Origin of the sequence: Paraburkholderia tagetis, assembly GCF_022213065.1 — a bacterium.
Lineage (GTDB): Bacteria > Pseudomonadota > Gammaproteobacteria > Burkholderiales > Burkholderiaceae > Paraburkholderia > Paraburkholderia tagetis.
Map to the genome: position 1 here is coordinate 1 of NZ_JAKLJA010000009.1, position 14465 is coordinate 14465.

Sequence of the window (14465 nt, forward strand, 5' to 3'; positions counted from 1 at the left end):
GAATCTGCTCAAACGAGATACGACCACGAAAGCTGGGCTGAAAAACCGAAGGCTCAAAGCCAGCGCCAGTGATCCGTACCGCGAGAAGATCCTCGGCCTTTGAGCTTCATGCGATTGCCCTGCGTGCCACGCGGCACGCTATGGTGTTTCGAACTATTCTTATTGCACAACGGTGTAACCGCATCCACGCGGCCCTCCCCTCAACACCGTTCCATTCCCAAGGACTACTCCTTAAGACTTAGCGGTGGATCGTCGCGTCCTACCTGCGAGTAATAGTCTGCGGGCGCTGTGCTTCCTACTCTTGTTACGTCCATTCGACAAGAAGAGGAAACACCATGAAACCCGCCCCATCCTCACAGGCGGACGCCGTACCGGACAGCCGTGCCTGGCGCGTGCTCGGCTCGAGCACGTTTGCATTTACGATCTGTTTTGCCGTCTGGATGATGTTCGCAATCCTCGGCATTCCGCTCAAGCAGCAGCTCCATCTCACCGATACGGAATTCGGTCTGGTTGCCGCTATGCCGGTGCTCACCGGGTCGCTCGCCCGCGTGCCGCTCGGCATCTGGACGGACCGCTTCGGCGGCCGCATCGTCTTCTTCCTCACGATGATCGTGACGGTCATCCCGATCTGGCTCGTGTCGTACGCGACCGAACTGTGGCAATTCCTGGTGCTCGGTCTTTTCGTGGGTTTCGCGGGCGCTTCCTTTTCTGTCGGTACGCCCTATGTCGCGCGCTGGTTCCCGAAGTCGCGCCAGGGCTTCGCCATGGGCATCTTCGGTGCGGGCAACTCGGGCGCGGCGCTCAACAAGTTCGTGGCGCCGGTGCTGATCGTCGCTGCCGGTTCATGGACCATCGTGCCGAAGGTCTACTCGGTCGCGATGCTCGTTACCGCGCTGCTGTTCTGGGTGTTCTCGGCAAGCAATCCCGCGCATCGCGTCACGACTTCGACCAGTGTGGCGAGCCAGATGCGCGTGCTCGCCGACCCGCGCGTGCTGCGCTATTCACAGTACTACTCGGTGGTGTTCGGCGGCTATGTGGGTCTTTCGCTGTGGATGCCGCAGTACTACGTGAACCAGTACGGCTTCGGCATCGAGCAGGCAGCGTTCCTCGCGGCGTGCTTCTCGCTGCCCGGCGGCGTGCTGCGCGCGATCGGCGGCTGGCTCTCCGACCGCTACGGTGCGTATCGCACCACGTGGGCCGTGATGTGGGTCGCCCTCGGCTGCTTCTTCCTGCTGAGCTATCCGCCGACCGACTTCGTGATTCACAGCGCGCATGGTCCGCTCAACCTGCACATCAGCACGGGTCCGGTGTTCTACACGGTGCTCATGTTCATCGTGGGCATCGCGATGGCGGTGGGCAAGGCCTCGGTCTTCAAGTTCATCGGCGACGAATACACCGACAACATCGGCGCGGTATCTGGTGTGGTGGGTCTCGCCGGCGGTCTCGCGGGCTTCATCCTGCCGATCCTGTTCGGCCTGCTGGTGGACCTCACTGGCGTGCGCACCACCTGTTTCATGCTGATGTTCGGCGCCACCGTGGTCAGTCTGCTCTTCATGCACTTCTCGTTCCGTCGCGAGGCCGTTGCGCACGGTCGCGCGATGCTCGAGCGCAAGGAATGTGGCGAGATTGCCTCGCTGAAAGAAACTTCGCATCACGAATAATTTGCCAGCCCGGAACGGGCCAGCCCAGAACGGGCCGAACCGAATGATTTCACACGCCGCGTGGGCGGCGCCTACTTTACGAGCACTATCATGTCCAAATATCTTTTGACCAAGTGGGAGCCCGAGAACGCCACGTTCTGGGAGGCTTCCGGCGAGCAGATCGCTACCCGTAACCTGTGGATCTCGATTCCGGCGCTGATGCTGGCGTTCGTCGTGTGGTCGCTGTGGAGCGTCACGGTCGTCAATCTCGACAAGGGCGGTTTCCACTTCACCAAGAACGAGCTGTTCTGGCTCACGGCGCTGCCCGCGCTTTCGGGCGCCACGCTGCGCATCTTCTATTCGTTCCTCGTGCCGATCTTCGGCGGCCGCCGCTTCACCGCAATCTCCACGGCGAGCCTGCTGATCCCGGCCGTCGGCATGGGCTTCGCGCTGCGCGATCCGTCCACGTCGTATACGACGCTGCTCGTGCTCGCGCTCCTGTGCGGCTTCGGCGGCGCGAACTTCAGCTCGTCGATGGCAAACATCAGCTTCTTCTTCCCGAAGGCGCGCAAGGGTTTTGCCACGGGCCTGAACGCGGGCATCGGCAACCTGGGCGTCTCGGTCGTGCAGTTCGTCACGCCTATCGTGATCTCGACGGCCGTGTTCGCGGGCCTGCTCGGCGATGGTCAGACGTACATGAAGGACGGCGTCGAACAGAGCATCTGGCTGCAGAACGCGGGTTTCGTCTGGGTGCCGCTCATCATCGTGTCGTCGCTCGCTGCATGGTTCGGCATGAACGACATCGCCGATGCAAAGGCCTCGTTCAGCGAACAGGCCGTGATTTTCCGCCGCATGCACAACTGGATCATGTGCTTTCTCTATGTGGGCACGTTCGGCTCGTTCATCGGTTTCTCGGCGGGTCTCGCGCTGTTGACCAAGGCTGAATTCCCCGCGATCAACCCGACTGCATGGGCATTCCTCGGGCCTCTCGCCGGCGCGCTCACGCGTCCGGTCGGTGGCTGGATCTCGGACAAGATCGGCGGCGCGCGCGTCACGCTCTGGACCTTCGTCGCGATGATCGTCGCAGTGATGGGCGTGATCGCTTTCCTGCCGGGCGGTGCACTGGGTGGCGCACAAGGCAGCTTCGTTGGCTTCCTCGCAATGTTCGTCGTGCTGTTCGCGTTGACCGGCATCGGCAATGGCTCGACCTTCCGCATGATCCCCGTGATCTTTCTCACCCAGCAACAGCGCGCGGCCGAGGGCAAGGGCGCACCGGCACAGCACAGCGCGATTGCCGAAGCAGGCAAGGAATCGGCAGCGGTGCTCGGCTTCTCAGGCGCGATGGGCGCATACGGCGGCTTCTTCATCCCGAAGAGCTTCGGCACCTCGCTCGACATGACCGGCTCTCCCGTCATGGCGCTCGTGTGCTTTATCGGCTTCTACGTGGTGTGTGCGCTCGTGACGTGGTTCTTCTACGCACGCCGCAACGCCTCCATGCCGTGCTGAGGCAAGCAACCGGACTAGTCCTTTGGGAGTAGCGGGCCGCGACGAGCCTACTCCCGATGCGCAACGCGCACTCTCCCCTCGACGAATGGGCAGGCAAGGGCCTGCCCGCCATACTCAAAAGTGATTTTCGAAAACCGACGGCCCGCTGGTAGTACGCAAACGGCCCGCGCACAAGGCACATGCAGCACAAGAGGTGCCAGCGGCGCGAGACAGCAGGCGCAGTCGAAGACAAAACATCGGCAGTCCCGGAGCATCGTATGAGTTACTTTCTGGACCGGTTGAAGTTCATGTCGCGCGTGAAGTCGACCTTCTCCAATGGTCACGGCGCGGTGGTGAACGAAGACCGCAAGTGGGAAGACGGCTATCGCAGCCGCTGGCAGCAAGACAAGATCGTGCGCTCGACCCACGGCGTGAACTGCACGGGCTCGTGCTCGTGGAAGGTCTACGTGAAGAACGGCTTGATCACGTGGGAAACGCAGCAGACCGACTATCCGCGCACGCGCGCCGACCTGCCCAATCATGAGCCGCGCGGCTGTCCGCGTGGCGCCTCGTATAGCTGGTACGTCTACTCGGCGCAGCGCGTGAAATACCCGATGATTCGCGGCCGCCTGATGGACATGTGGCGCGAGGCGCGCCGCACGCTCGATCCGGTCAAGGCGTGGGCCTCGATCGTCGAAAATCCCGAGAAGGCGGCGCGCTACAAGCGTGCGCGCGGCCAGGGCGGCTTCGTGCGCGCCGACTGGGATACGGCCACCGAAATGATCGCCGCGGCCAATGCCTACACCGTTGGCGAGTACGGCCCGGACCGCGTGGTCGGCTTCTCGCCGATCCCGGCCATGTCGATGGTCTCGTATGCGGCGGGTGCGCGCTATCTGAGCCTGATCGGCGGCGCGTGTCTTTCGTTCTACGACTGGTATTGCGATTTGCCGCCGTCGTCGCCGCAGGTTTGGGGCGAGCAGACCGACGTGCCCGAATCGGCCGACTGGTACAACTCGACGTATCTGATGGTGTGGGGCTCGAACGTGCCGCAGACGCGCACGCCCGACGCGCACTTCTACACCGAGGTCCGCTACAAGGGCACCAAGACCGTGGCGGTCTCGTCGGACTTCGGCGAGATGGTGAAGTTCGGCGACATCTGGCTCGCGCCGAAGCAGGGCACCGATGCGGCGCTCGCGCTCGCGATGGGCCACGTGGTGCTCAAGGAATTCCACGCGAATGGCAAATCAGCGTACTTCCGCGACTACGTGAAGCAGTACACCGACATGCCGATGCTCGTCACGCTGAGCCGGCGCGACGGCGCGGTGGTGCCGGACCAGTTCCTGCGCGCCTCGCAGCTCGCCGGCAATCTCGACGAAGCGAACAACCCGCAATGGAAGACGCTCGCGATCGATGCGGCCACGGGCGACATCGTCGCGCCGAACGGCTCGATCGGCTTCCGCTGGGGCGAAGGCGAGCATGACGGCGGCGAGAAGGTCGGCCGCTGGAACCTCGAAATGAAGGACGGCGGCAGCGGCCGCGAGATCGATCCGCGCCTCTCGCTCATCGATCAGCATGACGAAGTGATTGAGGTGAGCTTCCCATACTTCGGCGGCGAACAAGGCGCGCTGCTCGCGCGCCGCGTGCCGGCGAAGCGCGTGGCGCTCGCGGACGGCACGAGCGTGCTGGTCGCGACCGTCTACGACCTGCAGATGGCCAACTATGGCGTCGATCAGGGCCTCGGCGGCCCGAACGTCGCGTCCTCCTACGATGACGACGTGCCCTGCACGCCCGCATGGCAGGAGAAGCACACTACGGTGCCGCGCAAGCTCGTGATCCAGGTGGCGCGCGAATTCGCCGACAACGCCGATCGCACGCACGGCAAGAGCATGGTGATCGTGGGCGCGGCCCTCAATCACTGGTATCACAACGACATGATTTACCGCGGCATCATCAATCTGCTGATGATGTGCGGCTGTGTCGGCCAGAGCGGCGGCGGCTGGGCGCACTACGTGGGCCAGGAAAAGCTGCGTCCGCAATTCGGCTGGGCGCCGCTCGCGTTCGCGCTCGACTGGCAGCGTCCGCCGCGCCAGATGAACGGCACGTCGTTCTTCTACAACCACACGAGCCAGTGGCGCCACGAGAAAGTCGCGCTCGGCGAGATCCTCGGGCCCGGCGCCGATCGCGAGCGCTACAAGAATCTCTCCATGCTCGACCTCAACGCGAAGTCCGAGCGCATGGGATGGCTGCCGTCGGCGCCGCAACTGGGCGCGAATCCGCTCGACGTGGTGGACGCCGCGAAGCGTGCTGGCGTGCCGCCGGTGCAGTACACGGTCGAGAAGCTCAAGTCCGGCGAACTGAGCTTCGCCTGCGACGACCCCGACAATCCCGCGAACTTCCCGCGCAACATGTTTGTGTGGCGCTCGAACATTCTCGGCAGCTCGGGCAAGGGCCACGAGTATTTCCTGAAGTACCTGCTCGGCACGCAGAACGCGCTCTTCGGCGACGAAGCCGATGCGATCAAGCCGTCCGAGGTGAAGGTGCGCGAAGCGGCCGAGGGCAAGCTCGATCTGCTCACGGTGCTCGACTTCCGCATGAGCACCACGTGCCTGTACGGCGACATCGTGCTGCCGACGGCCACGTTCTACGAGAAGGACGACCTCAACACGTCCGACATGCACCCGTTCATCCACCCGCTGTCCGAGGCCGTGCAGCCGCTGTGGGAAAGCAAGACCGACTGGGAGATCTACAAGGCGATCGCGAAGAAGTTCTCGGAGATCGGTGGCGAGCATCTCGGCACGCGTACCGACCTCGTCTGCACGCCGCTCATGCACGACACGCCGGGCGAACTCGGCCAGGCGTTCGAGCCGAAGGACTGGCGCCACGGCGAGTGCGACCTGATTCCGGGCAAGACCGCGCCCTCGATGACGGTGGTGGAGCGCGACTATCGCGAGATCTACAACAAGTTCACCTCGGTCGGGCCGCTGCTGGACAAGCTCGGCAACGGCGGCAAGGGCATCAACTGGAACACGTCGCATGAAGTGGGCGAGTTCGCGCAGCTTACCGGCCGCCATGAAGCCGCCGGTGCGGGCGAGGGCCGGCCGCGCCTGGAGACGGCCATCGACGCCGCCGAGATGATCCTCACCTTCGCGCCCGAGACCAACGGCCACGTGGCGGTGAAGGCATGGGACGCGCTCTCGAAGATCACGGGCCGCGACCACACGCATCTGGCCGAAGGCCGCGAGCACGACAAGATTCGCTTTCGCGATGTGCAGGCACAGCCGCGCAAGATCATCTCCGCACCTACATGGTCGGGGCTCGAATCGGAAGAGGTGAGCTACAACGCGGGCTACACGAACGTGCACGAGCTGATTCCATGGCGCACGCTCACGGGCCGGCAGCAGTTCTATCAGGATCACCGCTGGATGCTCGACTTCGGCGAAGGCTTCTGCAACTACAAGCCGGCCATCGACACGAAGACCATTTCGCCGATGCTCGGCGCGAAACCCAACGGCGAGCACGAGCTGGTGCTGAACTGGATCACGCCGCACCAGAAGTGGGGCATCCACTCCACCTACACGGACAACTTGCGCATGCTCACGCTCTCGCGCGGCGGTCCGCATGTATGGGTCTCGGAGGCCGAGGCGAAGGAAGCGGGTCTCGTCGACAACGACTGGGTCGAAGTGTTCAACGTGAACGGCACGCTCACTGCGCGCGTCGTGGTGAGCCAGCGCGTGCCGCGCGGCATGTGCCTCATGTATCACGCGCAGGAGAAGATCATCAACGTGCCAGGCGCTGAAACGAGCGGCAAGCGCGGCGGCATTCACAACTCGGTCACGCGCACGGTGCTCAAGCCCACGCACATGATCGGCGGTTACGCGCAACTGGCTTACGGGTTCAACTACTACGGCACCGTCGGCAGCAATCGCGACGAGTTCGTGATCGTGCGCAAGATGAAGAAAGTCGAGTGGCTGGAAGGCCCGATGAAGGAAGGAGCAGCATCATGAAAATCCGCGCTCAGGTGGCGATGGTTCTGAACCTCGACAAGTGCATCGGCTGCCATACGTGCTCGGTCACGTGCAAGAACGTGTGGACTTCGCGCGACGGCGTCGAGTACGCATGGTTCAACAACGTCGAAACGAAGCCCGGCATCGGCTATCCGAAGGAATGGGAAAACCAGGAGAAGTGGAAGGGCGGCTGGATGCGCAACCCGAATGGGAAAATCGAGCCGCGCCAGGGCCCGAAGCTCAAGGTGCTGGCGAACCTCTTCGCCAACCCGAACCTGCCCGCCATCGACGACTACTACGAGCCGTTCACCTACGACTACGAGCATTTGCAAAAGGCGCGTCTTTCAGAGACGCCGCCCACCGCGCGCCCCGTCTCGGTGATCACCGGCAAGAAGATGGACAAGATCCATTGGGGTCCTAACTGGGAAGACGACCTGGGCGGCGAGTTCGAATCGCGCAGCCGCGACCAGCTTTTCGAGAACGTGCAGAAGGAGATGTACTCGAGCTTCGAGAACACCTTCATGATGTATCTGCCGCGTCTGTGCGAGCACTGCCTGAATCCGGCGTGCGTGGCGTCGTGCCCCTCGGGCTCCGTCTACAAGCGCGAAGACGACGGCATCGTGCTCGTCGACCAGGACAAGTGCCGCGGCTGGCGCATGTGCATCTCGGGCTGCCCGTACAAGAAGATGTACTTCAACTGGAAGAGCGGCAAGGCCGAGAAGTGCATCTTCTGCTACCCGCGCATCGAGGCCGGCCAGCCGACGGTGTGCTCGGAAACCTGCGTGGGGCGCATTCGCTATCTGGGCGTGATGCTCTACGACGCGGACCGCATCGGCGAGGCGGCTTCGGTTGAGTCCACGCAGGACTTGTACCAGTCGCAGCTCGACGTGTTCCTCGATCCGCACGATCCGGCGATCCAGGCCGAAGCGCGCCGCCAGGGCGTGCCGCAAAGCTGGCTCGACGCGGCTGTGAAGTCGCCCGTGTATCGCATGGCGGTCGAGTGGAAGATTGCGTTCCCGCTGCATCCCGAGTACCGCACGCTGCCGATGGTCTGGTACGTGCCGCCGCTCTCGCCGATCCAGTCGGCAGCGGACGCAGGCCATATCGGCATGGACGGTGTGATTCCCGATGTGACGAGCCTGCGCATTCCCATGCGCTATCTCGCCAACCTGCTCACGGCCGGCGACGAGAAGCCCGTGATCTCAGCACTCAACCGCATGCTGACGATGCGCGCGTACAAGCGCACGCAGTCGGTGGACGGCGTGAACGACAACGCGATTCTGAAGCGCGCTGGCCTCACGGCGGAACAAGTCGAAGACATGTACCGCACCATGGCGATCGCGAACTACGAAGACCGCTTCGTCGTGCCGTCGTCGCACAAGGAGATGGTCGAGGACTCGTTCAACGAGAAAGGCAGTTGTGGCTTCTCGTTCGGCAACGGGTGCTCGGGCGGCGTCTCGGAAGGCACGCTCTTCGGGGCGAAGCACGAGGGCAGCGTGGTGTTTGCCGATATGCCGAAGTCGCGCCGCAAGGCGACGTCGGAACGCTGAGGAGGCGCCATCATGCCAATCTATCCGGTTCTCTCCGCGCTGCTCGATTACCCCGAGCAGCCCCTGCTCGATGCGCTCGACGAAATCGAGGGCGTGCTTGCGACGTCCGGGCATGGCGCGTTCGCCGTGCGCGAGCTCGCGCCGCTCATTGCGGCGCTGCGCGAGCAGTCGCTCACCGAGTCGCAGGAAAACTACGTGGCGACTTTCGACCGCAATCCGCGCCACTCGCTGCATCTGTTCGAGCACGTGCACGGCGAAAGCCGCGCGCGCGGCCAGGCGATGGTCGATCTGCTCGATGAATATCGTAGCTTCGGCCTCGATGTGGCGACCAGCGAGTTGCCCGACTACGTGCCGCTTTTTCTCGAAGTGCTCGGCCTGATCAGCGAGGAGGACGCCAGCGCGTTGCTCGGCGAGGCGATTCACGTGCTCGCCGCGCTCGGCAATCAGCTCGAGCGCGATGAGAGCCCCTACGCGGCCATCTTCACCGTGCTGTGTGAAATGTCCGTGGTGGAGCCGTTGCCGCTCACCGGCGCGCCGGTGCGCGACATGGACGAGGCGCTCGAGCGCTTCGGCACGGGCGTCGACGGCGTCGAGCCGCTGTTGCAGCCCTTCGGCGCCGGAGCCGCGAATGCGCCGCAGGTCGTCCAGTTCTATCCGCGCGCGGCGCAGGCCGCTTCGTAAAGGAAATGCAATGAACATGTTCAACCAGTTTCTGTTCGGCATCTATCCGTACATCGCCGCCTCGATCTTCCTGTTCGGCTCGCTCGCGCGCTTCGAGCGCGAGCAGTACACGTGGAAGTCCGACAGCTCGCAATTGCTCTATCGCGGGCAGTTGCGCCTTGGCAACATCCTCTTTCACATCGGCATCCTGGGGCTCTTCGCCGGGCACTTTGTGGGCCTGCTCACGCCTGTCGCGGTCTGGGACTGGCTCGGCGTGCCGCATGAGGCCAAGCAGCTTCTGGCGATGGTCGCCGGCGGTGTGATGGGCACGATGGGTCTCGCGGGGCTCGCAATCCTGCTGCACCGGCGCTTCACGAACGCGCGCATCTCGGCAGTCACGCGTTTCGGCGACAAGGTGCTGCTGCTGTGGATCCTCGTCACGCTGCTGCTCGGGCTCACGACGATCGGCGTATCGGCAGGCCATCTGGACGGCGCCATGATGGTGCGCCTCATGACCTGGGCGCAGCACATCGTCACGTTCCGCGGCGACGCCGCGAGCTACGTGGCCGGCGCGCCGCTCGTGTTCCGTCTGCATCTGTTCATGGGCATGACGCTTTTCGTGATCTTCCCGTTCACGCGTCTCGTGCACGTGTGGAGCGGGCTGGCTTCGGTCACCTATCTGTCGCGGGCGTGGCAGCTCGTGCGCAGCCGCTAGGTATGCGGTGAGGCGGGCCGCAGGCCTGCCTCGAGTGTCTTCGTTGTGTTGTTGTCTGCTTTGCCTCGGGGCGGCCGTGGGGATCGGCCGTTCTTTTGCGGGGAGCGAGCCATGCGCGAGCTCCCCTTTTTTATGCCTCTTTGGAGCCTCTTTTGTGCCTCTTCGCCGCGCCCCGGAAGCGAGGCGTGGGCGGCTTGCCGCAGTGCCGTGCAGGGCCCCCGCTGCTCACGGCAGCGCGGGGCATCCGGCTGGCATGCCCGGACGAACTGGCGCATAGTGTCGCAGTCCCCGGCCGATCCGGTCGCCCGGTCGTGCTGTTTGCGATACGTCAACCGATAATGAGGAATGCTGGCGCTTGTGCGCCGCCCTTCGTTTCCCGTGTCCTTTATGGCGATGACCCGTTCTCCCGATTCCGCCGCTCGCTCCGCACCGTCTCCGGCGGCTGCCGTGGCCGCCCTGGCCGCACAGTCCGGTGGCCCGCTCGCGCCCTTCCGGCGGCGCCTGTCCACGCGCATCGTCGTGCTCTCCACGGTCGTGCTCGCGATCGTGCTCACGATGATCGGCGGCACGCTCTGGCTCTCGTGGCAGCTCGAAGGCGCGGGCGCAGCGATCAACGACGCGGGCAGCCTGCGCATGCGTGCGAATGCGGTGGCTATCGAGCTGTGGGAGACCCGCCTGGGCAAACCGTCGCGGCTCGACGCGCAGGTCGGCCAGCTCAACGAGACCCTGCGTCAGTTGCACGAAGGCAACGCGGCCCGCCCGCTATTCCTGCCCGACGACGCGCTGATTCGTCAGCAATTCGACCGCGTGGCCACGTCGTGGCACGAACGGCTCGAGCCGGCCGTGCAGCGCGATCGCGTCTCGGGCGTGGGCGAGCCGTCGGGGTATCTCGCGTTGCTGCCAGCCTTCGTCGACGACGCCAATCGCCTCGTGGTGCTGATCGAGCGCGAGAACGCACGCAAAACGGCGTGGCTGCGCACTTCGCAGATCGCGCTCGCGGCGCTCTCGTGCGTGGGCACCGTGGCGATCGTCTATCTGCTTTACCTGTGGTTCGTGGTGCCCGTGCAGCGTCTGCAGGATGGGCTCGCGCGCATCGAGGCGCAGGAATTCGATACGCGTCTGCCCGTCGATACGCGCGACGAATTTGGCCATCTCGCGCAGGGCTTCAACCAGATGGTCGCCGAGTTGCAGGCGCTGTACCAGGACCTCGCCGCGCGCGTGGACGTCAAGACCGGGCAACTGGCGGCGCAGAACCGCGAACTGCGCATCCTCTATGAAATGGCGGCCTTTCTCAATACGCCGGAGCCCGTGGAGCCGCTGAGCCGCGATTTCCTCACGCGCCTGATGCGCGAGTTCGAAGCCGACGGCGGGACCGTGCGCCTCGCCTCCGCCGAGGACGACAATCTGCATCTGCTGGTCGCCGAAGGCCTGCCCGAGGAGCTCGTGCGCGCCGAGCGATGCATGCCCGCGCAAGACTGCGCATGCGGCGCTGCGTCGGCGGAAGAGCCGGTGGTGGTGGTCGATCTGCGCAGCCTGGTCGCGCAAATGAGCGCCAAGGGGCGCATACCCACCGCGAACGCCGCGAACACCATGAGCGACGCCGAGCGCGCGCACGCGCAGCATTGCCTGCGCGCGGGTTTCGCGAGTGTCGCGGTGTTCGGCATCGTTTCGCAGAGCGAGCCGCTTGGCACGTTCTCGCTGCACTTCCGGCGCGAGCGCCAGATGCCGCCTTCGGAAGTCCAGCTATTGCAGACGCTCGGCCGCCATCTCGGCGTCGCGCTGAAGAATCGGCGCCTCGCGGCGCTTGCGCGCCAGCTGGCGGTTTCGGAGGAGCGCAACCTCGTCGCGCAAGGGCTGCACGACAGCATCGCGCAGGGCCTGAGCTTTCTGAAGATGCAAGTGCACTTGCTCGACGGCGCGGCGGCCGACGGTAATCTCGACGAAGTGCGCGAGATCGTGCCGCTGCTCGCAGGCGGCGTGGAGGAGAGCTACGACGACGTGCGCGAACTGCTGCTGAATTTCCGCTCGAAGCTCGGAACCGGCGCATTGCGGCCCGCGGTGGACGACACGGTAGCGCGCTTTCGGCGCCAGTCGGACGCCGAGCTCTCGCTCGATTATCGCGACGAGGGCGGCCCGCCGCTGCCGGCCGATCAGCAACTCCAGGTGCTGTTCGTGCTCCAGGAGGCGCTCTCGAATATTCGCAAGCATGCCGAAGCGCAACACGTGAGCGTGAGCGTCGTCAATGGACGCGACTTCCGTCTCGCCATCGAAGACGATGGCGTAGGCTACGATCCCGCCGACATTGCCGCGCGCGGCGAAGCGCATGTGGGGTTTCATATCATGCGCGAACGTGCCAAGCGCCTCGCGGGAGCGCTCACGCTCGACAGCGCCCCGGGGCGCGGCTCACGCGTGGAGCTGGTGCTGCCGGCCGCGAGCCGCAAGGCCGCTTGATTTCCACGCTCGGGCCACGCTCGAGCCACGCTTTAGCCACGCTTGATCGATGCATGATCGACCCTTGTAGCCCCTCGATACGCTACGCTTCGCGCCACGACTGGCAGCATCGCCACAACCCGAATTTCAGGCCATGACCATCCGCATCCTGCTCATCGACGACCACACGCTCTTTCGCTCGGGCGTGAGCGCGCTTTTGCACCGCCAGCCCGACCTCGAAGTGGTGGGGGAGGCGGCAGACGGCGTCGAAGGCATCAAGCGCGCGCAGCAGCACACGCCCGACGTGATCCTGCTCGACCTGAACATGCCCGGCCTCTCGGGCCTCGAAACGCTGCAACTGCTGGTGCAGGACCTGCCCGATACGGCTGTCGTCATGCTGACCGTATCGGAGGACGCCGACGAACTCACCGCCGCGATGCGCGCGGGCGCGAGCGGCTTCCTGCTCAAGAGCATCGACGCCGATTCGCTCGTCGCGGCCATCCGCAAGGCGGCCGCCGGCCAGCCGGTGATCACCGAGCACATGACCGCGAAGCTCGTCGAGCAGATGCGCAAGCCGGCGGCCGCGCCGAGTGCACCCAGCGCGCCGCGCACCAGCGGCGAGACACTCACCGCGCGCGAGCGCGACATCGTGCGCGAACTCGCGCGCGGGGCGAGCAACAAGGAGATCGCGCGCACGCTCGATCTGGCCGAAAGCACGGTGAAGATTCACGTGCGCAACATTCTGCGCAAGCTGAACCTTACGAGCCGCGTGCAGGTGGCCGTCTATGCGGTGGGGCAAGAGGGCATGGCGGACGGGATGAGCGAGCCGCGCGACGAGTGAGGCGGCGCATGCCGCCTCGCCGGGGCATCAGACGAGCCGCAGATAGATCAGCTCGCGCTTGATATACGCGTAGAAGATGGGCGCGGCAATCACGCCCTGGATGCCGAACGCGGCTTCCATCACGAGCATCGCGACCAGCAGCTCCCACGTGCGCGCCTCGATCTGGCCGCCCACGATGCGCGCGTTCAGAAAGTATTCGAGCTTGTGAATCAAGATCAGGAACACGAGCGCCGTGACCGCCGCGGGCAGGCTCACGGTCAGCGCGATTGCGACGATCAGCGTGTTCGAGATCAGGTTGCCGACCACGGGCAGCAAGCCGACCACGAAGGTCACCACGACGAGCATCTTCGCGAGCGGCAGCGGCGCGTGAAAGAGCGGCAGCACGAGCAGCAGGAAGAGCCCGGTGAACACGGTGTTGATGGCCGAGATCTTCACCTGTGCGAACACGATGCGGCGGAACGCGTCCGCGAAGCGCGCCACCCGCGTGACGAAGGCGGTCGAGAGCGGCAGCCGCGTGGCGTTCCTCTGCGCGCTAATGGCGACGATCGCGCCGATGATCATGCCGATCACGATATGCCCGAAGATGCGCGCGGCGTTCTTGCCGCCCTGGCCGAGCTGGGTGGCGTGCTCGTGCATGAGCGCGATCGCCTTGAGCTTCATCTGGGCGACGTCCACGGGCAGATAGGCCGCGACGGCGTCGGGAATCTTGCCGCGCGCCTGGTCGACGAACGTCATCATCTGCGCCATCACCTTCTGCACGCTCGGCACGTCGTTTTCGAACTGCTCGATGACGCCTACCGTGATGCCCGTGAGCACGCCCACGATCACAATGGAAACCAGCACGACAGAGAGCCAGCGCGCGCGGTGGCTCGACATGCGCCGCTCGATCAGCGGTGCGATGGTGTGCACGAGCTGAAAGACCAGCATCCCCGCGAGCAGCGCACCTAGAAGGTCCAGGTGCAGCACCGCCCACAAGCCGGCGAGCGCCGCCGCATAGCTGCCAATTTCCACCGCCGAGAGCTTCGGCAGGCTCATGTCGCTCGTGAGCCTGACCGGCCTGGGCCGCAGGTCGCGCACCTGTTTATCGTCGGTCGCTTCGTTGCGCTTGACCATGTTGTGTGTATTCCGTCTCCAGACTGC

At 64.7% G+C, this 14465-nt stretch carries 9 protein-coding genes; 8 read left to right on the plus strand and 1 reads right to left on the minus strand.

Going from position 1 to position 14465, the window contains the following annotated elements; genetic code table 11:
- Nucleotides 1–335 precede the first annotated feature (335 nt).
- The 8 genes from L5014_RS13430 to L5014_RS13465 all read left to right on the plus strand — a co-directional run bounded on the left by L5014_RS13430 (nucleotide 336) and on the right by L5014_RS13465 (nucleotide 13325).
- Nucleotides 336–1661, plus strand: a complete 1326-nt coding sequence (locus L5014_RS13430; RefSeq protein ID WP_238464235.1) for an MFS transporter — start codon at nucleotides 336–338, stop codon at nucleotides 1659–1661.
- A gap of 90 nt (nucleotides 1662–1751) precedes the next feature.
- A complete protein-coding gene (locus tag L5014_RS13435) occupies nucleotides 1752–3146 on the plus strand; it encodes a NarK family nitrate/nitrite MFS transporter (protein ID WP_238464236.1) in 1395 nt (464 codons plus the stop codon).
- A gap of 257 nt (nucleotides 3147–3403) precedes the next feature.
- On the plus strand, nucleotides 3404–7129 hold the full coding sequence (locus L5014_RS13440) for a nitrate reductase subunit alpha (protein WP_238464237.1): 3726 nt from the start codon (nucleotides 3404–3406) through the stop codon (nucleotides 7127–7129).
- A complete protein-coding gene (gene narH / locus L5014_RS13445; protein ID WP_238464238.1) occupies nucleotides 7126–8679 on the plus strand; it encodes a nitrate reductase subunit beta in 1554 nt (517 codons plus the stop codon). The genes L5014_RS13440 and narH overlap by 4 nt, the downstream gene beginning before the upstream one ends.
- A gap of 12 nt (nucleotides 8680–8691) precedes the next feature.
- Complete coding sequence (gene narJ / locus L5014_RS13450) at nucleotides 8692–9360, plus strand: nitrate reductase molybdenum cofactor assembly chaperone (protein WP_238464239.1); 669 nt, start codon at nucleotides 8692–8694, stop codon at nucleotides 9358–9360.
- 10 nt (nucleotides 9361–9370) lie between these two features.
- Nucleotides 9371–10054 carry a respiratory nitrate reductase subunit gamma gene (gene narI / locus L5014_RS13455; RefSeq protein ID WP_238464240.1) on the plus strand — a complete coding sequence of 228 codons (684 nt, stop codon included), beginning with the start codon at nucleotides 9371–9373 and terminating at the stop codon, nucleotides 10052–10054.
- A 393-nt stretch (nucleotides 10055–10447) separates the two neighbouring features.
- A complete protein-coding gene (locus L5014_RS13460) occupies nucleotides 10448–12505 on the plus strand; it encodes a type IV pili methyl-accepting chemotaxis transducer N-terminal domain-containing protein (protein ID WP_420800066.1) in 2058 nt (685 codons plus the stop codon).
- Nucleotides 12506–12638: 133 nt separating this feature from the next.
- Entirely contained in the window at nucleotides 12639–13325 is a 687-nt protein-coding gene (locus L5014_RS13465; protein ID WP_238464242.1) for a response regulator, read from the plus strand.
- Nucleotides 13326–13352: 27 nt separating this feature from the next.
- Here L5014_RS13465 and L5014_RS13470 read toward each other — a convergent pair whose 3' ends face one another.
- Nucleotides 13353–14438, minus strand: a complete 1086-nt coding sequence (locus L5014_RS13470) for an AI-2E family transporter (protein ID WP_238464243.1) — start codon at nucleotides 14436–14438, stop codon at nucleotides 13353–13355.
- Between the last annotated feature and the right edge of the window lie 27 nt (nucleotides 14439–14465).

Excerpts from the sequence above, each read along its gene's own strand:
- L5014_RS13465 (WP_238464242.1), top strand. The coding sequence starts at position 12,639 with ATGACCATCCGCATCCTGCTCATCGACGACCACACGCTCTTTCGCTCG.
- narI (WP_238464240.1), top strand. The coding sequence starts at position 9,371 with ATGAACATGTTCAACCAGTTTCTGTTCGGCATCTATCCGTACATCGCC.
- narJ (WP_238464239.1), top strand. The coding sequence starts at position 8,692 with ATGCCAATCTATCCGGTTCTCTCCGCGCTGCTCGATTACCCCGAGCAG.
- narH (WP_238464238.1), top strand. The coding sequence starts at position 7,126 with ATGAAAATCCGCGCTCAGGTGGCGATGGTTCTGAACCTCGACAAGTGC.
- L5014_RS13460 (WP_420800066.1), top strand. The coding sequence starts at position 10,448 with ATGACCCGTTCTCCCGATTCCGCCGCTCGCTCCGCACCGTCTCCGGCG.
- L5014_RS13470 (WP_238464243.1), bottom strand. The coding sequence starts at position 14,438 with ATGGTCAAGCGCAACGAAGCGACCGACGATAAACAGGTGCGCGACCTG.
- L5014_RS13430 (WP_238464235.1), top strand. The coding sequence starts at position 336 with ATGAAACCCGCCCCATCCTCACAGGCGGACGCCGTACCGGACAGCCGT.
- L5014_RS13440 (WP_238464237.1), top strand. The coding sequence starts at position 3,404 with ATGAGTTACTTTCTGGACCGGTTGAAGTTCATGTCGCGCGTGAAGTCG.
- L5014_RS13435 (WP_238464236.1), top strand. The coding sequence starts at position 1,752 with ATGTCCAAATATCTTTTGACCAAGTGGGAGCCCGAGAACGCCACGTTC.